This window comes from Fischerella sp. JS2 (genome assembly GCF_032393985.1).
GTDB lineage: Bacteria > Cyanobacteriota > Cyanobacteriia > Cyanobacteriales > Nostocaceae > Fischerella.
The window spans coordinates 3,278,151-3,296,275 of record NZ_CP135918.1 but is presented as its reverse complement, the minus strand read 5'-3'; the positions used below and the strand labels follow the sequence as shown (position 1 = coordinate 3,296,275).

General features: G+C 39.6%; 17 protein-coding genes and 2 pseudogenes. 13 read left to right on the top strand and 6 right to left on the bottom strand.

What is annotated here, in order from left to right:
• Positions 1-37: 37 nt before the first annotated feature.
• The 6 genes from RS893_RS13875 to RS893_RS13850 all read left to right on the top strand — a co-directional run bounded on the left by RS893_RS13875 (position 38) and on the right by RS893_RS13850 (position 3,337).
• Positions 38-307 carry an RNA-binding protein gene (locus tag RS893_RS13875; protein ID WP_315791675.1) on the top strand — a complete coding sequence of 90 codons (270 nt, stop codon included), beginning with the start codon at positions 38-40 and terminating at the stop codon, positions 305-307.
• Positions 308-452: 145 nt separating this feature from the next.
• Positions 453-710 (top strand): hypothetical protein, encoded by a 258-nt coding sequence (locus RS893_RS13870; protein WP_315791674.1) that lies wholly within the window; start codon positions 453-455, stop codon positions 708-710.
• Between the two features lie 181 nt (positions 711-891).
• Positions 892-1,080: a hypothetical protein gene (locus tag RS893_RS13865; protein ID WP_315791673.1), complete on the top strand. Its 189-nt coding sequence runs from the start codon at positions 892-894 to the stop codon at positions 1,078-1,080.
• A 31-nt stretch (positions 1,081-1,111) separates the two neighbouring features.
• Complete coding sequence (locus RS893_RS13860) at positions 1,112-1,315, top strand: bromodomain-containing protein (protein WP_315791672.1); 204 nt, start codon at positions 1,112-1,114, stop codon at positions 1,313-1,315.
• 289 nt (positions 1,316-1,604) lie between these two features.
• Complete coding sequence (locus RS893_RS13855) at positions 1,605-2,792, top strand: pyridoxal phosphate-dependent aminotransferase (RefSeq protein WP_315791671.1); 1,188 nt, start codon at positions 1,605-1,607, stop codon at positions 2,790-2,792.
• Between the two features lie 104 nt (positions 2,793-2,896).
• On the top strand, positions 2,897-3,337 hold the full coding sequence (locus RS893_RS13850) for a secondary thiamine-phosphate synthase enzyme YjbQ (RefSeq protein ID WP_315791670.1): 441 nt from the start codon (positions 2,897-2,899) through the stop codon (positions 3,335-3,337).
• Between the two features lie 218 nt (positions 3,338-3,555).
• Here the strand turns inward: RS893_RS13850 and RS893_RS13845 are convergent, their stop codons facing one another.
• The 3 genes and pseudogenes from RS893_RS13845 to RS893_RS30305 form a co-directional block, all read right to left on the bottom strand.
• Positions 3,556-4,539, bottom strand: a complete 984-nt coding sequence (locus tag RS893_RS13845; protein WP_315791669.1) for a dienelactone hydrolase — start codon at positions 4,537-4,539, stop codon at positions 3,556-3,558.
• A gap of 61 nt (positions 4,540-4,600) precedes the next feature.
• Positions 4,601-5,278 (bottom strand): SDR family oxidoreductase, encoded by a 678-nt coding sequence (locus tag RS893_RS13840; RefSeq protein WP_315791668.1) that lies wholly within the window; start codon positions 5,276-5,278, stop codon positions 4,601-4,603.
• A gap of 318 nt (positions 5,279-5,596) precedes the next feature.
• A pseudogene (locus tag RS893_RS30305) lies at positions 5,597-5,779 on the bottom strand (HNH endonuclease); the annotation flags it as partial.
• 141 nt (positions 5,780-5,920) lie between these two features.
• Here RS893_RS30305 and RS893_RS13835 point away from each other — a divergent pair.
• The 4 genes and pseudogenes from RS893_RS13835 to RS893_RS13820 all read left to right on the top strand — a co-directional run bounded on the left by RS893_RS13835 (position 5,921) and on the right by RS893_RS13820 (position 10,335).
• Positions 5,921-6,544, top strand: a pseudogene (locus tag RS893_RS13835) (Uma2 family endonuclease).
• A gap of 463 nt (positions 6,545-7,007) precedes the next feature.
• Entirely contained in the window at positions 7,008-7,322 is a 315-nt protein-coding gene (locus RS893_RS13830; RefSeq protein ID WP_315791667.1) for a hypothetical protein, read from the top strand.
• Positions 7,323-7,465: 143 nt separating this feature from the next.
• Complete coding sequence (locus RS893_RS13825; protein WP_315791666.1) at positions 7,466-9,193, top strand: succinate dehydrogenase/fumarate reductase flavoprotein subunit; 1,728 nt, start codon at positions 7,466-7,468, stop codon at positions 9,191-9,193.
• 797 nt (positions 9,194-9,990) lie between these two features.
• Entirely contained in the window at positions 9,991-10,335 is a 345-nt protein-coding gene (locus tag RS893_RS13820; protein ID WP_009456028.1) for a DUF1815 family protein, read from the top strand.
• Positions 10,336-10,483: 148 nt separating this feature from the next.
• Here the strand turns inward: RS893_RS13820 and RS893_RS13815 are convergent, their stop codons facing one another.
• On the bottom strand, positions 10,484-12,598 hold the full coding sequence (locus tag RS893_RS13815) for a CHAT domain-containing protein (protein WP_315791665.1): 2,115 nt from the start codon (positions 12,596-12,598) through the stop codon (positions 10,484-10,486).
• A gap of 117 nt (positions 12,599-12,715) precedes the next feature.
• On the opposite strand from RS893_RS13815, the gene RS893_RS13810 reads away from it, so the two are divergent.
• Positions 12,716-13,213, top strand: a complete 498-nt coding sequence (locus RS893_RS13810) for a thioesterase family protein (RefSeq protein WP_315791664.1) — start codon at positions 12,716-12,718, stop codon at positions 13,211-13,213.
• A 316-nt stretch (positions 13,214-13,529) separates the two neighbouring features.
• On the opposite strand, the gene RS893_RS13805 is transcribed toward RS893_RS13810, so the two are convergent.
• Positions 13,530-13,721, bottom strand: coding sequence for a hypothetical protein (locus tag RS893_RS13805; protein WP_315791663.1), 192 nt, complete (start codon positions 13,719-13,721; stop codon positions 13,530-13,532).
• A gap of 843 nt (positions 13,722-14,564) precedes the next feature.
• Positions 14,565-15,761 carry a 1-deoxy-D-xylulose-5-phosphate reductoisomerase gene (dxr, locus tag RS893_RS13800; RefSeq protein ID WP_315791662.1) on the bottom strand — a complete coding sequence of 399 codons (1,197 nt, stop codon included), beginning with the start codon at positions 15,759-15,761 and terminating at the stop codon, positions 14,565-14,567.
• 172 nt (positions 15,762-15,933) lie between these two features.
• Between dxr and RS893_RS13795 the strand changes: the two genes are divergently transcribed.
• Both RS893_RS13795 and RS893_RS13790 read left to right on the top strand, forming a co-directional pair.
• Positions 15,934-17,208, top strand: coding sequence for a mannosyltransferase family protein (locus RS893_RS13795; protein WP_315791661.1), 1,275 nt, complete (start codon positions 15,934-15,936; stop codon positions 17,206-17,208).
• Between the two features lie 116 nt (positions 17,209-17,324).
• Entirely contained in the window at positions 17,325-18,074 is a 750-nt protein-coding gene (locus RS893_RS13790; RefSeq protein ID WP_315791968.1) for a M50 family metallopeptidase, read from the top strand.
• The last annotated feature ends 51 nt before the right edge of the window (positions 18,075-18,125 follow it).

The following is an 18,125-nucleotide window of genomic DNA, read 5'->3' as shown; positions in this document are numbered from 1 at the left end:
TAAATCTCTACACCCTACTTAGATATTGGAGATTCTTATGTCAATCTATGTCGCTAATCTTTCTGAAAAGGTTCAGGAAGATGACCTCAAAAAGATATTTTCAGAATATGGATCTGTAACTAAAGTTCGCTTACCTACATGTAGGCAAAGTGGTAAGAGCAGAGGATTTGCTTTTGTAGAAATGGAAACAGACGCTGAAGAAGCAGCAGCAATTCACTCACTCTTAGGCACTGAATATATGGGTCGTAACCTCAGAGTTAATAAAGCTATTACCAAGGTAAACAAAAGTTCATCGTCTAATTTATAGGCTGTGTATTCCATTAGAATAACTTGATATTCAGTTCAGGGATAGCATGTTTACCTCCTGGTGGTAACGCATGGTTTAATTTCTCAGCCTCATTCATAACCAATTGTAATTAATTTAACTAGTTCTATATTCCTGTGAGGGCTAAATGAATTTTGAAATGCCTCTAGTTGTCTCACCTAGCTTTGCTCGTTTTGTAGCTTTAGAAGTAGAGCCAAATTCATTAAGGAAGAAAGACATAATTAAATGTCTGAAAGCTTTGGAAATCAAAAACCCAGAAGTTTTAAATCTTAAATGGAAAGAAGAATTGTGGAGTTTGCTACAAACAGCCGCCAAATTATCACCCATGTCTTTAGTTGAGCCTGCAATCTCGAAATACAAATTGCAAGCCTGTGACAGTAACTGAATTTCCTCAGAAATCTCAAGGGTTTCTCAATGAAGAAATTACGCTTCCGAAGCAATTTGAGTATGACTCCGTATATTTTTATTGGGTATTAGTCACATGATTTAGCATAGTCTACTTGTCCACAGTAACTGCCCAATAGAAGATTTATACTACGTGTTTGTTTAGAAAAAATGGTGAACTTGTGGCAACAGTAAATTATAAACAAACAGGAAAATATCTCCCACCTCAGATATTTATTTTGGGAATATGTTTTGTTCCCGGAGTAACTGAAGTTAGCAGCGAACAGCTAACTGAAATACGGCAATTTATCAAGAGTGATCGTTTGCTTCAGCATTATTTGGAGCAAAAAATTTTGATTATCCAAGATTGAAGCTGAATAAGAGTTCAGGCATTGCTTGCTCATGGGCTTTAAGTATAAATGGAAAAATGGCTCTGTCCCTTCCCGTGATAAGGCAGCACGCAGCAGGTATCTACTGGAAGAAGGGCAGTTTAACAACGAAAAAGACCGAAATCTAGCAGAACAAGAAGCTCGCAAACACTTAGGTGTACCAACGAGAATTCCAGACGATGATCGCTCTATACTGGGACATTCCCAAGACTGGTAACGATCACTTAGCTAAATCGCTCCTCCAGAATGAGAGGACTTATTTAAGTCACACCACTAACCCTGTTTATCATAGATAGATAAGCTCAGTGGTGTGACTAAATTTTTGTGTAGCAATCAATTTTTAGATACGGCAGAAAGGCACTTGCTTAAAGTTTGACTTCGGCAGCCACCTTTCATGCACTAAAACCAACAAAACTATGAATCTACTAATAATGACATATGATGAGGAGCAATTAAACTATTTTGATTGCAGTTATTAAATATTTACTATGTAGCGATCGCATTCGATGAAACAAGCTAATATCAAGCAAAACTTAACCTCTCGTATGGAGGCGGTGCAGTCGCCTATTATACCTGTAGTCGGCGAATTGATTAAAAACCATCCCGGAACAATTTCTTTAGGGCAAGGTGTTGTTGCTTACGCGCCACCACCAGAAGCGATTGAAATGTTACCAAAATTTTTAGCTGACCCAACTAATCATCTTTACAAAGCTGTAGAAGGAATACCCCCATTACTAACAGCAATTACAGAAAAATTACAAAATTTTAATAACATTAAAATCAACACAGACAATTGTATTGTTGTGACTGCTGGTAGCAACATGGGATTTCTCAACGCCATTCTTGCTATTACTAATGTGGGGGATGAAATTATTCTGAATACACCCTACTATTTCAACCATGAAATGGCAATTACAATAGCGGGGTGTCATCCAGTCTTAGTAGAAACCGATGAAAATTATCAACTCCGTCTCGATGCGATCGCCCAAGCCATCACCCCAAAAACAAAAGCTATAGTGACAATTTCTCCTAACAATCCCACTGGGGTTGTATACACAGAAGCAGCTTTGCAACAAGTAAATCAAATTTGTCGGGATCGCGGAATCTACCACATCAGTGATGAAGCCTATGAATACTTTACCTATAATGGAGTTAAGCACACTTCCCCAGCTGCATTTCCTAATAGTAGTGAATACACTATTTCTCTATATAGCCTTTCTAAAGCCTATGGTTTTGCCAGCTGGCGCATCGGTTATATGGTGATCCCTAAACACCTGCTTGTCGCCGTGAAAAAAGTCCAGGATACAAACGTAATTTGTCCGGCTGTGATTTCCCAGTATGCAGCGTTGGGTGCTTTGCAGACAAAACCAGATTATTTACGAAATAATATTGCAGCGATCGCTCAAGTGCGAGAATTGGTAATTAATTCTCTCCTGTCTTTAGAAGGATTATGTAAAATTACTGCTGCTGATGGTGCTTTCTATTTGTTTTTCAAAGTTAATACTGAAATAGACGCTTTTGAATTAGTTAAAAGATTAATTCAAGAACATCAAGTTGCAGTTATTCCCGGAACTACCTTTGGTATGAATCAGGGATGTTATCTGCGTGTTGCCTATGGTGCATTGCAAAAAGAGACAGCAAAAGAGGGGATAGCAAGATTAGTGAGAGGTTTGAAAAAGATTGTTAATAGCTAAATTTGGGTGATTAACCACGAAGATACTAAGAATGAGTTTCTTGGAGTCTAGGAGACTTGGTAATATTTTAAAAGTAGTTAATTTTAAATTTAAAATCTACAAATATGCCAATCATCAATAAATTCATTGAAGTAGAAACTTATCAAGGAATAAATATTCATAATATCACTCCTCAAATTGAGGCATTGATTTATTCAACTCCAATTCATAATGGTCAAATCTTAGTCTTTTCTCAACATACGACAACTGCCTTAGCTATTAATGAATATGAAGAAAGATTATTAACAGATATCAAAGTATTTTTAGAAAAAATAGCACCAGAATCAGACCACTACTTACATAACGACTTGCATTTGAGAAAAAATATTCCACCAGATGAACTAATGAATGCCCATTCTCATCTCATGGCAATGATGCTGAATAACAGTGAGATAATTCCTATTGTTGATGGCAAGTTAGCTTTAGGAACTTATCAATCTGTCTTATTTTTTGAATTAGATGGCCCACGAAAAAGAACTGTATTTTGTCAAATTTCGGGAGAATAAAGTTTATCCGTGTATATCTGTGTTCATTGTTCGTTTTCCCAAAAATATTGGATGTCGAGATGACTTGCAGCCACAACAAAAAATCAAGAAATGACGAACACAGATGCACACCGATGTAGACGCCCCTAAGGGCGGCTTCCTTTAGGGTACACAGATAAATCATCCGTATTCATTTGTGTGCATCTGTGTTCGTTTTCCGAATATTGATATTAATTTCATTACTTACTTTGCCATGATTGAATCAAAGTATGGGAATTATTCAATACTCGATTGAATTTATTAAATGCCTCTGGTTGATGGCGAATATGGGCATCAATAAATAAACCAATTATATCTGCTATTAATAACCGCAATGCTTCTGGACTTTGAGTAGCTGGAAAGTCAAGAAATGCTCTACCTGTGGTGAAATCGAAAGGATCAGCAATGATAAAATGATTTGCTCCCTCTAGAAACACTAAATAGCTATCATTTCTTCCGCCAGCAATTGCTTCTTGGAATGTACGTGTTACAGCAGTGGTTGCATCACCTGAAGCGATCCCATAGCGATCGCTACTATTGGCTATCACTCCATCACAAGTTCCCCCCATCAATAACATTGGTAGAGAATCCGGTAAAGGCAAAATCGTAGCTGGTTCGTATCCCATTATTGTTCCTCCCATAGTATGGGCAGCATAAGCAAAAGATCCTGCTACCTGTGGGAAAAAACTAGGGTTGGCGTTTTCGATCGCTACTCTCCCACCTGCGGAGTGTCCACCTAAAATTACCCTTTCTAAGTCAAGCATTCCAGCCAAGATACCCTCTGCTTGTAACTGTTCTAGTTTTGCAAGCAATGTGGGTAAAGCAGAAGCAGTGGGAACAGTACCATAAATTTCAGGCTTCCATGTAGTGATATCCACTCCTGGAGTTAGGCTGACTACTCCTGGAAGATTTTCTGCAACCCAGTTAAATGTAACTACCACCAGTCCACGTTCAACCAGTTTAATTGCTAGCCATTGGTATATATGGGCTTCACAGTTAAACCCGTTAAAAAAAATTACCACTGGAAAGGGGGCTTGTTGGGCATCAGCAGGCACAATTCCCATGTCTTTTTCTGTATGGCTGCCTGACATCTGTGCTGGATACAAAATTTTGAGATAAATCGTATTGTAAGGAGACTCAGCACTCTCGACTTTTGCTGTTTGAAAGAAAGCACGAACAGTCATGTCACATAGTATCTTACGCTACTCATGTCAAATCTTAACTGCCGAGCCAAATTTTCTCAAATTAATCCACGTTAAATTTTTCAAACTCTCGTTGTCCAAATAACATATTTGCATCTATTGCTGACAAAACTTTATTGTTGGCAGCATTAGAATTTAAACAACAGCAAACTAACTGTGCTACATCGGCGCGATTAATCATACCAGCAATATGTGGATCTTCGGTTAAAACTCCATTACCTGTTGCCGCTTCAGACTGTAATCCACCAGGACGAATAATAGTGTAATTCAGTCCACTGACAATTAAATGCTGTTCAGCTTTTTCTTTATCAATTAAAACCGGCTGTAATGCTTCTAATATTTGCGGAGATAAAGCGACAACACTATTGCCACTACCAATAGAAGTTACCAAAATAAATCTTTTGACTCCTGCTTTTACAGCCACATCAATGAGATTTTTATTCCCGATATAATCTGCTCTGCTATTATCTTTTGCTAAGCCACCAATAGTTGTGATCACTGCATCAATCGGTTCATCTGCCAACATTGCACGTTCGATATCTTCAACATTCATCGCATCTCCCAGAACCACTTTTATTCCCATTGCTTCTAATTCATGGCGAGTTGCATCAGTTCTCAAGAGTGCTTTGACTTTAAATTGTTGTGAGGTCAAACGTTGGGCTATTTCTCGCCCCACGCCTCGACTTGCCCCAGCTAGAAAAATATAGGATGGTGTTGTCATACGTATTTTTATGGAACTTAGAATTAGTCAACAAATATTGACTATACCTTTTTTTTTAGTGAGCAAAGTACTCAAAAGAGTAGTCCTCAAAGACGAGAAAAGGGTTTATGCGACGATGCTAAGCCCCGCCGTTAGTAGTAAAAGTATCACAACTAAGTAGCTTTTGTATCGTAGAAAAGTGCTGAGAATATGCTGTGGGTTAACGTGTAATTATCAGCATAATTAGCTGTGATGAAGTTAGAAAATGGCTCTTGAAAACATTAAATTTTAGCTATAAATAAATTTGTTGTAGTGATAGTTAAGAGCATCCTTGCTGGATTAAGATGCTAACTCTAGCGGCACAGAAAAATTCTTACCATTCAAATACCAGTATTGTGTATCTTTAAGACTTGAAGCAACTTCCAGTTTTTCAGTTTTAGGATTAATATAAATCATATAAAGATCAAACAAATTATGAATATCTGCTGTGAGTCGTAATCCATTGGCAACATGGTTAGTGTCAGTTCCTTGTTCAGCCTTCTGTTACCTAACCTCAAGCTGTTGTTTCCGAACTACGGCACGAAAATTAACCAGGACTCATAGACAAAGCTGTACATCTTGGTAGCATTGAGTCAAGTACCCGTCAGCAATGGAGCGAGGGCGATGTACGCAACTGTGACACAACCACTGACTTTTGAAGAGTTTCTTGCCTGGGATGATGGTTCAGGCAGAGAGTTTGAGCTATTGGATGGGATTCCTGTGCCATTATCAGAACCAAATGCAAATCATAAGGATTTGATCGAGCGGCTGTGTGCCTACCTAGAAAATCACTGCCAAGAAAATGACCTGCCTTACGTGTCGCGACAGTCCAAGTAGGTTCGACTCAAAACAGCACGACTAGAAAAGGAAAAAAGCCGAAAAGCAGATATTGTCATATTTGCTAGGGAAGAATGGCAGAGAATGAAAACTAGCTCTAGTTCTGCTGCTGCATATATTCCACTACCCGGAGTCATTGAGGTCGTTAGCAACAACTGGAAGGACGACTATCTGACAAAACTTGCTGAATATGAAGACTTGGGTGTTTTGGAGTACATCATCTTAGACTATGCTGCTTTTGGTAGCATTCGGTTCATTGGCTCTCCCAAGCAGCCGACCATTACAATCTATCAACTTGAATATGGAGAATATTTACCCCCAAAAGTGTTTCGAGGACAGGATCGAATTGATTCTAGATTATTTCCGAATATTCCTTTAACGGCTGAACAAATTTTTGCAATAAGTCGCTGACTAGCAACGAAGGAATTTCTTTATATTTTTTTAAAACTAAAACTAAAAAATATATTTTTCATAATTATTGATTACTCCATTCCCGATTATTTTAATAGGAAGGAAGTAAATCAAGGAAATATAACAGTTCTATTTGATTTGTGAAAATGAATTGTGAGTAAAAAACCGCACCAGACACAGAGGAAGAGAGGAAACGAAAAAGATAATTTCATAAATTGTTTAGAATTGCTATATGAACTAATTTAATATAAGTTAAAATTAACCTCATTAATACTTTACACATAGTTTGTTGGTCTGAGTAAAGATCTGTATCCAAAGACTGATTTTATTTGGAAATTACTTTATCTAAATCCAGTACGAATTGTTAAGTCATATTACAATTGTTTCAAAAATATTTAGAAATTGTCGAAAATTCAAACCTGGTTCTAACGTAGAACCTAAGGAGATACTAGAGGCAAATAAAATGATGAATAACATTCAAAAGTATAGATTTGTCTGTACTCTTACCTTTGGTGATATTTATGGTCAAATTATTGTTTGGTTGATTACGATTACCGTTAGTTTGGCATCAGCCCTAGCCCTAATGGGTGCAAGACGCCCAGTTTATGCCTTAGCTTCGGTTGGACTAGTTGTTTTGTTATCTCTACCTTTCTTGCTTTTTGCTTTTGTAACTACTTTGTTAAATCATATAGAATTGGCTCCTCTGGAATCAGGAACAAAAATGGAACCAATACCTGGTAATGTTTCTCAGCAAAAACCTGTAGAAGCAACCAGCTAATAAATTTTAGATTTTAGATTTAGATTGAAGACTGGATATTGTACACAAATTCCCTGTCTGTTGGCAGGGAATTTTTTTGCACATGGCAATTAATCGCGTTCTTACAATGGAACAGCAGCTTTTTTTACAGTTGGGGGCTGATTATGCTGGAACATGATGTAATTATTATTGGCGGTGGCTTAGCAGGATGTCGCGCCGCAGTGGAAATAGCTAAGAAAAATCCCAGTTTAAATGTAGCTGTGGTTGCGAAAACTCACCCCATACGTTCTCACTCTGTCGCTGCCCAAGGTGGAATTGCAGCGACGCTAAAAAATGTTGACTCATCTGATTCTTGGGAAGCACACGCCTTTGATACAGTCAAGGGTTCTGATTACTTGGCAGATCAAGATGCAGTCGAAATTCTGACTCGGGAAGCACCGGATGTAGTGATTGATTTAGAACACATGGGCGTGTTGTTTTCCCGCTTAAGTGATGGGCGGATTGCCCAACGGGCTTTTGGTGGACATTCCCACAATCGTACTTGTTACGCTGCTGATAAAACAGGTCATGCCATTCTACACGAACTGGTAAATAATTTGCGGCGCTATGGTGTGCAAGTTTATCAAGAGTGGTATGTAATGCGCCTCATCCTAGAAGAAAATCAGGCTAAAGGTGTGGTGATGTATCACATCTTAGACGGGCATGTCGAGGTGCTCCGCGCCAAGGCTGTCATGTTTGCCACTGGTGGTTATGGACGGGTATATAACACTACTTCTAATGATTACGCTTCCACAGGCGATGGTTTAGCAATGACAGCACTTGCTGGTTTGCCTTTAGAAGATATGGAATTTGTACAGTTTCATCCTACAGGGTTATATCCAGTCGGGGTGTTAATTTCGGAGGCGGTGCGTGGTGAGGGGGCATATTTGATCAATAGCGAGGGAGAACGCTTTATGACCAGATACGCTCCGAGTCGCATGGAACTTGCTCCTCGTGATATTACCTCACGAGCGATCGCTTACGAAATCCGTGCTGGTCGTGGTATTCATCCTGATGGCAGTGCTGGCGGCCCCTTTGTTTATCTTGACTTGCGTCATATGGGTAGGGAAAAAATTATGAGCCGCATTCCCTTCTGTTGGGAAGAAGCCCATCGCCTAGTGGGTGTGGATGCGGTAACTCAACCGATGCCCGTCCGTCCTACCATTCACTATTGTATGGGTGGTATCCCTGTTAACACTGATGGTCGAGTCCGCAGTAGCGGGGATCATCTTGTTGAGGGTTTCTTTGCTGCTGGTGAGACTGCTTGTGTTTCTGTGCATGGTGCTAACCGCCTTGGTAGCAATTCTTTATTAGAATGCGTAGTTTATGGACGTAGAACTGGGGCAGCGATCGCAGAATATGTACAAAATCGTAAATTACCGGAGATCAACGAACAACGCTACCTAAGCGAAGCTAAACAACAAATTCAGGCTTTGCTAGCTCAGCCAGGACAGTATCGAATTAATCAAATCCGTCAGGCATTTCAGGACACAATGACTGAGTTTTGCGGTGTTTTCCGCACCGCAGATTTAATGAGTAAAGGACTGCAAAAATTACAACATCTGCAAGAAAAATATTCGCAGATATACTTAGATGATAAAGGAAGCTGTTGGAATACAGAAATTATTGAAGCTTTAGAACTACGAAGCTTGATGGTTGTCGGACAAATGATTTTGGCTTCTGCCCTGAATCGCCAAGAAAGCCGTGGCGCTCATTTCCGTGAGGATTATACCCAGCGAGATGATGAGAAATTCCTCAAACACACAATGGCTTATTATTCAGCAGCAGGAATTGATATTCAGTACCGTCCTGTGACAATTACCATGTTTCAACCACAGGAGAGGAAGTACTAGAAGGGAAGGGTGAAGGATGAAGGTTTAGCAAGAATATTATTTCCAATTCCCGCTCCCCGCTCCCTATTCCCCGACCAATACTGAGAACAGTATTATTTATCACAATTTAATAATGGTTTAATCTTAAAAACTGCCGAAATGGCAACATCACCTGATAACGTTTAGTTATCGTCAGGAAATAAGTCAAACAAATTGAGTTTTATTTGAGATTGTAGATAAGTAAGGTAATAGCACAAGTAATACATGTCAAAAATATTACTGGTGTACCATCAATCTCAAATCACCACGGTCATCTACTAAATTCTATGTATTCAGGAGAAAGTAATAAATAAATCAATAGTTGGATCATGCCAACTGACGCTGTTGGATAGCATACAAGCTCATTACATACACAAATCAACATAAATCAAAGCTAAATGGCGTTATAGCCATTGAGAAACCGAATATTTGCCAACAAATTGCTAATTTAGGAGCGATTTGTGGTTTTTCTGTGGTTGACTTGTGCTAAATATGGGTTAATCTTATAGCGGATCGTTTTAACCGACCATCTACCCTGACAGAAATGTATAAAGATAATATTTAATTTGACACTTCTGTCTGATATTCGATGTTTGCAAATTGAATATTTTGATACGGCAACACCAGCCGCAATGAACTACCTTAAGCTAGGTAGGTATGTAACGACTTAAAAGTTCTTTGTCTGGGAATTGTAATGAATAGTTTACAATACCAGTGGATGGGAAAATCTAAAGAAAATATAAAAGGGATCACATGACTGTGGTGTTAGGAGGAAATTAGTGTTTCTAAGACTAGCGCAACAACATCGGCAATTTGTTCAAGACCTAGTAATGAATCTACAAGCTTTGGCGATTGTTCTAGAGCGACGTGGATACCCGGCGTCTTGTTACACATGCGGCGACCAGATGAATAGTGCTTCATTTATGGTTAGCTTGGGAGAAAATCACCTTATTCGGTTCTTGGTATCTGATTACGGTATTACTTGGACAGAAATGCGAGATGATCGCGAATTGATGAAGTTAGAAGGTGCTGAAGCAGTCAATCAACTACAGGAACTTGCTAACATCATCAAACTTCCTATCCAACCTTCTGTAACAACTAAAACCCTGGCTAAACGTTACTAATTTAAGACTGTAACTGCTCAGGTAGTACGGACAAAGGCGCGACCAACTAAAGATGACATATTGGGAAGTGGGAGTTAGTTTAAAGTCTATAGCCCAAGTCAATAGTCTACAAACTATTGACGATTGGCTATCGACCTAATCCCAACTATTACAGTCCGTTCCCAATCAAAATAAAAGGCGCCCAATAGTAGGGATGACTAAGACTAACCGTAGCTGATTTTGTTATATTGTCACTTCGGCCTTGCTGCTGATCCAACTGAGGCGAACTTCCGGTAATCAAAGCTATTTGTGCTTGTCGTAAGACTTCAGCTTTTGTTAATTTGCCTGAAGGTAATAGGGCATAAAAAGCATTCATCAACGCCTGCGTACCGCCATCATCTACAGCCCACAGCGAAGCAATGGCTGATCTCGCACCAGTTTTTTGCATTTGATAGCCAAAACCTAAAATTTCTTCACCGTTACCTAATCTGCCTCCTAACCCTGTCTCGCAAGCACTTAGCACTACCAAATCTACTCGAGGCAGCGACCAAGTGGCAATATCTTTGAGGGTAACTCGCTCACCGTTCCCAAATAAGATAAAAGAATCTTCTGGTTTGCCTACAACAAATGCTGCATGGGTTGCCATGTGAACAATTGTAAAATCATCCATTTGTGGCACAGTCATTTCTGGGTTAAAGGCATTATCTAAGATTTTCTTTGTGCTTGGAACGATGCTGGCTACATTTTCCACTTCTTTGGCTGCAAAAGGTAATCCAGAAAAGATTTCTTTGCGATTAGCCACTTCCACCGTATAACTGCCTTTAGTAAAGGCTGCTGCCAAAATACGTAAGTCTGACGAAGGCGGGGTGTTAAAGTTTGTCAAACTTGCTGCGGTGATATGGTTGATACTGTAGCGCTGCACTAACCATTGTTTGCCATCAAATAAAGCGGCTAAAGGAATATAACGTAACTGCCCATCTGGTGCATAAACTATAGTTTGGGTGGCTGCTTGGGTAAGGTCTTTTTCTATTGGTTTGATCAGCCAGTCATATAACTGGCGTGCAGGTTTTTTTACATCTAAACTAGGGTTTTCTAAGGCTTTACGAAAACTCAGAATTGTTTGTTGGAGGTTTTCTTTTTTAACGGCGACTCTACGATGAATTGGTGGAGAATCAGGAGTTACTAATACCAATTCCAAACTATTGTCTAAAACCAGAGGATATAAAATTACAGATTTTTCAGGCAGTCGCGCTAAGTTATCACGAATTGCATTGAGACTTTCCAAATCCAAATTTTGCCGCCTAGCTTTGCGGCTAATTTGTTCTAATTGCACTTTGACATCTGGACTATTAATAAAATTATTGAAATCATCCAGAATTTTCTGCTGATTTTCTACGATTTGTTGAATGCGTTGTTTTTGCTGTAGCGATCGCTTTTCCGGAGGGATCTGCCGTAATTTCGTCAGTTCTTTCCCCAGTACAACCGTACTATCTAAACTTTGATCTAATTTTTGTTTAATTGGTTTTTCTGTTGGTGTAATTTCAATCCCTTTGGCAGTGAGTTGATTACCTTTGACGTTTTGGAGGTATTCTTCGAGTTCCTCGAGTTTGATTAAATCTAGAATCCGTTGTCCTTCTGTGGTGCGATCGCTTTTTAGTAACTCTTCACCTAAAGCGTAGTATGTTTGGGTGACAGTGAGATTATAAGCGTCTAGTTGCTCGTTGGTAAAAGCTACTGGATTCAGACGAACTTTTTCACGATTATTGACACAATGCTTATAAAATAAAATAGCCAGTTCTGGTTGATTCTGACGCTCTAATAAGTATCCTAAATTACTATAAGTTTTCCCTAAGGCAATGTGAGCCTGCCCAGGAGTTTTTTCATTGATACTAAGTTCTTTATTGATGGCTAAAGCTTGCAGATAAGCATTAAATGCTTGAGAAAATTTACCTTGTTGTTGGTAAACTCTGCCAATATTATTATAAGTTGCAGCTTCTAGCGGGCGTTGTTGAATATTTCTGCTGATAGCTAAAGCTGTTTCTAGTTTTTGCAATGCATCTTGAAAACGATTTTGTCTCGATAGCCGTATTGCTTCTCGATTAAGTTGCTTAATCTGCTCAGAACGACTAGTATTTTTGATAGAATTTTGGGTTATTTCAGTATAATTATTTTGTATAATTGTATTTGCTGTTACCAAGGTGTTATGAGAAAAAAGCATCCCTGATCCCAGAGAAAATACCACAGTGGCAGTAACAATTTTTGAATATAGTTGCGGAGGGTGCATACAAAAACCCTACCTATTTTGTTTTACTGTTTGCTAGAAAATAGTTGTATAAAACAACTATTGTTTATGCTATTCCAAAATTTGGAAAATCTCTGAGAATTCCTAAGAAAATTTAAGATGTCTGAAGAAAAAACAAACTTACCTGAACTACCTACAACTGCCATAGACAGTCCTACTAGTCAGACACTTGAGTATTGGTTTGAGTACCCAGTCAGAGTGCAACCTCATCACACCGACTATTTAGGCGTGGTTTGGCATGGTACTTATATTGCGTGGATGGAAGAAGCACGGGTAGAATGCTTGCGTTCCATAGGAGTAGAATATGCGGATTTAGTTGCTTTAGGTTGCGACTTACCGGTAGTAGAACTTTCGCTACGTTATCACCGTTCGATTCAATTGGGTATGGTAGCGGTGGTCAAAACACGCATGACTGAAGTCACCAGCGTCCGCATCAATTGGGATTATGTAATTGAATCTCCAGATAGGCAAGAATTGTATGTTACAGCCAAAGTCACATTAGTAGCTGTAGACCGAGAAAGAGGTAAAGTCATGCGTCAGCTACCTGCAAATGTTCAAGATATGTTGGCGAAAATCTCAGCCTCACTAAATAAATAGTGGTTGATTGTTGGTGGTTAGTGGTTAGTGGTTAGTGGGTAGAGATGCGAGGAACATCGCGTCTGTACATTAGTGGTTAGTAGTTGTTTAATACTTACTCCACCCTACGGGAAGCCACTTGCGTGTCTACACACTCCACCCTGCCTTAAGCCACTTGCGCACGCCAGGTGACGCCTCTTTCTTTATGCCGGGAGAAGAGTCCACCGCACTGGCTCCTTTATGCCGGGAGACCCTTACTTTACAGAAGCCGAGTAAAGCGCCTCTACGGCAATCGCTCATGGGGACCGGTGAGTTCCCTATTGCCCCTAATCCCCACCTACCTACCCAACCGTGGTAACTTCTGGGGTAATTGCACTATATAATTCCACATTTCTTGAGGCCCAATACCATAACCAACCTGTAGCAAAACGATAATTGCAGCAATTAAGAAAGCTGTTTTCACAGTCGTTTTGACTACTTTAACTAAGATTGTAAATATTAACCAAGCGATAATTAGAGCTATAAGCATAATCATAAATCCTAAACTATCGCCTTTGCTGTTAATGAGATAATGTTAGAAAAGGCGATTTAATTTTGAATATAAATTGCGATGATTAAAGCTCTCTAAAGGATAGTTACAGAGAGTAATCATGTGATTATGAGGATAACTTTATTTAACGAACCACAAAAGACACAAAGGTCATAAAGAGTTCTGATGTAGTAATTGATTGGAGATTTATATTTATTTTTCCTGATATTAATATACTGGACAAAAATACAACGCACCATATTTTTAAGGGCTAACTTTATAAAGAAATATAAAATATTATTTGTTTAATTTTAAAAATACTTTATCTGTCCTTCTGACTTGAAAGCCACCTCACCCTGGCTACGCCACCCCTCTCATTATCAAGGAGAGGGGCTAGGGGTGAGGTTTTTCATGCATGGATGTGAATTTTTTTCATCGGACTGCTCTCGAACTTTTGCCTTTCTTGTTAATTGACATTTGTGATCGCTTTTGCATGAAAAGAGTGATCTCAAAAGAACACTGGTGGGAATACTCCTATTAGGATAATTTTCACTCAAAGTAAGAAATAAATGGATAGCCCCGAACTGCGACTTCTTTCACGCCCAGCAGGAAGTTCAAATGAAGATGCCAGATATTTTATTGGTAAAAGTCATAGTTTTACAGACTACGTTAACTATTTACCAACCTTAATCAAAAAGGGTTTATGGTGCATATGAGAAGAACGATAGCGAATTTTATAGGGGCTGGTGGTTTGATGTAATGAAATAAAATAGATGAAAATACGCTGATATTAATCAGCGTTCAGTCTTATACTAAACGCTGATGTTTACAATTTGTTATTGTTTATCGCAAGGAAATTATATGTGAACGAGATTCTAAATCTTTAGTGGCAGTCAAAACTTCTTGCCTAGCCCATTGATCGGCAGCTAAAATGTCATCTAAAGTGGGATTTGAACGGTTATTGGCTGAGAAGCGATCGCACACCAATTCAATGCATCGGGCAATATCTAAATAACTAATTTTTTCTTCCAAAAATAGTGCTACGGCTTGTTCATTTGCTGCATTCAAAACAGCAGGCATAGAACCACCAGCCTTGCCAGCAGCATAAGCTAACTGCATACAAGGATACTTCTTGTGGTCTGGTTCGCGGAAGGTCAAATTGCCAGCTTTTACCAAATCTAATCTTTCCCAGTCAGTGTAAATGCGTTCCGGCCAAGATAAAGCATAAAGTAAAGGTAAGCGCATATCAGGCCAGCCGAGTTGAGCTAACACAGAGGTATCTTGAAGTTCTATTAAAGAGTGAATAATACTTTGGGGATGAATGACAATCTCAATGTCCTCATAATCCAAGCCAAACAAAAAATGAGCTTCAATTACTTCCAATCCCTTATTCATCAAAGTGGCTGAATCTACAGTGATTTTCCGCCCCATCGACCAATTAGGATGTTTCAGGGCATCAGCAACAGTCACTTCTGCTAATTTTTCTGTAGGCCAATCACGGAAAGCACCACCAGAGGCTGTAAGTATAATCTTTCGCAAGCCACCTTTTGGTACGCCTTGCAAACACTGAAATATTGCGGAATGCTCGGAATCTGCTGGTAATAATTTTATCTGATGCTTCTCAATCAGAGGTAGAACAACAGGGCCTCCAGCAATGAGAGTTTCTTTGTTAGCTAGGGCGATATCCTTACCAGCTTCAATGGCGGCGATAGTGGGTAATAGTCCTGCACAGCCAACAATACCTGTTACCACAGTTTGGGCATCACCGTAACGGGCAACTTCTACAATTCCTGCATCACCAGCCATGAGAATTGGTTGGGGATCAAGATCAGCGATCGCTTCCTTGAGTGCTGGTAATTTTTCCTCTGCACAAATCGCTGCTATACTCGGTCGAAACTGCCGAATTTGAGCAGCTAACAATTCCACATTATTCCCAGCCGCTAAGCCAACAATCCGAAACTTATCTGGGTTATTAGCGACAATATCTAAGGTCTGAGTACCAATAGAGCCAGTAGAACCAACAAGAGTTATTGCTTTCACAATTATTTAGGGATCGACGAGACAACTTCAATCTTAAATTGCTTGGGACTCTCAAATAAAGGATGAAGGGTGTAGACGCGTAGGCGGCTTCTCGTAGAGTAGGATGAAGGATGAAAAAATATTTACTTGATGATTGAGACTATATATCTCACTTAACTCATAAATGAAACTTATGGCTCAAAAGCAATTAGCTATCAGTAAATATTTATTGAAAAAGGATTTGCTATTTCCCATTACAATGTGGCTAACCAGCAGGCTGGTGATTTGGAGTGCGATGTTATTGTTTGCTCCTCTTTTAGATGCACCGCCAGGCGGAAAAGACGCGATTTTTGGCTGGGGGGTTTTTGATGCTTGGGATAGTGTTCATTACCGCAATATTACCACCTTAGGGTATGAATACCTTGATGATGGTAAGGGACACAATGTAGCCTTTTTTCCCTTATTTCCTCTGATTGTGCGGGGAATGATGGATTTTGGCTTACCATTTGAAGTTGCAGGGGTAATAGTAAATAATGTGGCTTTTTTAGCCACACTTTACTGTGTGTACTTTTGGGTAAAGGAATTTTACAATCTCCAGGGAGCAAGATGGGCAACAGCTGTGGTGGCATGGTGTCCACTGTCAATGTTTACAGCAGTAATTTATACTGAAGGACTGTATTTATTTTTGAGTACAGCAGCTTTATGGGCTTTTGATCAACATCGGTACACTTGGACTGCTGTTTGTGGGGCAATGGCAACAGCAACGCGTCCTACTGGATTAGCATTGATCCCAGCTTTTTTAATCGCTGCTTGGCAACAAAAGCGATCGCCTATTGCTTATCTTGCTGGTTTAGCTACTTCTAGTGGCATACTGCTGTTTAGCCTGTATTGTCAAATCCAGTTTGGTGATCCTCTAGCATTTATTCATGCCCAAAAAGGCTGGCGTTCAACTGTGGGATTTGATTGGCAGGGTTGGTGGAAAATGCTGATGCAAATAACAGTAGGCACAGCTAATTGGAAATCTGGCTGGATTAAAGATCCTCTGCATCCGCTATTATTTACTGCCATTGTGATTATTGGTTTTTTGCTTTGGCGCGATCGCCAACGCTTGAGTGTGGCGAAGGTAGATTATGGATTTGCAGCTTTATTTTTACTTTTATGGATACTGGCAGGCGATCCTCTGCTAAACACTATTTCGGTTTTGGGTAGTGCTTACTTGTTATGGCATTTCCGCAAAAAATTAACCCTGATCACGGTAATCTATGGTTTTTGCGGTTTGGGATTAATATTTGCCTCTGGTGGTACTTGGTCACTTAGTCGCATTGCCTATGGCATTGTGTCATTCAGTATCGCCCTTGGTGTGTTATTGTCTCGCTATCCTCGTTACGGATATTTAACCTTATGCTTCTTCGCGATTTTACTTGCTAGTTTCTCTGTGCGGTTTGCCCAAAAACTTTGGGTTGGGTGATGAGTGGGAAGTGGGGGGATCATCTGTCAGCCCCCATGCCTCACTTCTACCAAACAGCTAGGATAGATACAAAAGCAACTTCAGCATTTGGGATAACAACCCAAGGAAAATTACCGATGAGGGAATATAAGAAAGACTTTCAACCTTTGCTTGTCAAAGAAGCCCCACCAGAGGTTGAACGCATGGGGCTTACCTGGCTAATAGGAGCAGCGATCGCGACGATAATTCTGTGGCAAGTTCCCGCCGGAAATTATATTTTATACCCGTTTACTATTCTAGCGACTTGGTTTCATGAAATGGCTCATGGCTTGATGGCCTTAATTATGGGCGGTAAATTCCAACAATTACTGATTTTTTCTAACGGGTCTGGCGTTGCATATTATAGTTATAATAACGGAATTTTACTAGGTTCTCTTAGTCGTGCAGTAGTTGCAGCAGCTGGCCCGATGGGGCCACCTATTGCTGGTGCAGCTTTAATCTTGGCTTCTCGTAGTTTTAAAACTGCTTCCTGGAGCTTAAAAATATTGGGTGGTTTTTTACTACTATCAACAGTAATTTGGGTCAGATCTCTATTTGGGTTAGTAGCAATTCCCTTACTAGGCTTAATTATTCTGGTTACTGGTTTGAAAGCACCACGTTGGTTGCAGGGATTTGCTGTGCAATTTTTGGGTGTACAAGCTTGTGTAAGTACTTATCACCAACTCGATTATTTATTTAGCTACAGTGCAGGACCATTAGGTTTATCTGATACAGCCCAAATTCAGCAACAATTACTTTTACCTTACTGGTTTTGGGGAGCCTTGATGGCGATCGCATCTCTAATTATTCTTGTGCAGAGTCTGCGCCTTGCTTATCGTGCTAATTGAAAACTAGCTTTTCGCAACAAAGAACCAGTTTCTTAGCTGTGATATAGTAAA

What these genes read in the sequence shown, in the direction of transcription:
- RS893_RS13875 (WP_315791675.1), top strand. Translation starts at nt 38, where the DNA reads ATGTCAATCTATGTCGCTAATCTTTCTGAAAAGGTTCAGGAAGATGAC.
- RS893_RS13870 (WP_315791674.1), top strand. Translation starts at nt 453, where the DNA reads ATGAATTTTGAAATGCCTCTAGTTGTCTCACCTAGCTTTGCTCGTTTT.
- RS893_RS13860 (WP_315791672.1), top strand. Translation starts at nt 1,112, where the DNA reads ATGGGCTTTAAGTATAAATGGAAAAATGGCTCTGTCCCTTCCCGTGAT.
- RS893_RS13855 (WP_315791671.1), top strand. Translation starts at nt 1,605, where the DNA reads ATGAAACAAGCTAATATCAAGCAAAACTTAACCTCTCGTATGGAGGCG.
- RS893_RS13850 (WP_315791670.1), top strand. Translation starts at nt 2,897, where the DNA reads ATGCCAATCATCAATAAATTCATTGAAGTAGAAACTTATCAAGGAATA.
- RS893_RS13845 (WP_315791669.1), bottom strand. Translation starts at nt 4,539, where the DNA reads ATGACTGTTCGTGCTTTCTTTCAAACAGCAAAAGTCGAGAGTGCTGAG.
- RS893_RS13840 (WP_315791668.1), bottom strand. Translation starts at nt 5,278, where the DNA reads ATGACAACACCATCCTATATTTTTCTAGCTGGGGCAAGTCGAGGCGTG.
- RS893_RS13830 (WP_315791667.1), top strand. Translation starts at nt 7,008, where the DNA reads ATGATGAATAACATTCAAAAGTATAGATTTGTCTGTACTCTTACCTTT.
- RS893_RS13825 (WP_315791666.1), top strand. Translation starts at nt 7,466, where the DNA reads ATGCTGGAACATGATGTAATTATTATTGGCGGTGGCTTAGCAGGATGT.
- RS893_RS13815 (WP_315791665.1), bottom strand. Translation starts at nt 12,598, where the DNA reads ATGCACCCTCCGCAACTATATTCAAAAATTGTTACTGCCACTGTGGTA.
- RS893_RS13810 (WP_315791664.1), top strand. Translation starts at nt 12,716, where the DNA reads ATGTCTGAAGAAAAAACAAACTTACCTGAACTACCTACAACTGCCATA.
- RS893_RS13805 (WP_315791663.1), bottom strand. Translation starts at nt 13,721, where the DNA reads ATGCTTATAGCTCTAATTATCGCTTGGTTAATATTTACAATCTTAGTT.
- RS893_RS13795 (WP_315791661.1), top strand. Translation starts at nt 15,934, where the DNA reads ATGGCTCAAAAGCAATTAGCTATCAGTAAATATTTATTGAAAAAGGAT.
- RS893_RS13790 (WP_315791968.1), top strand. Translation starts at nt 17,325, where the DNA reads ATGAGGGAATATAAGAAAGACTTTCAACCTTTGCTTGTCAAAGAAGCC.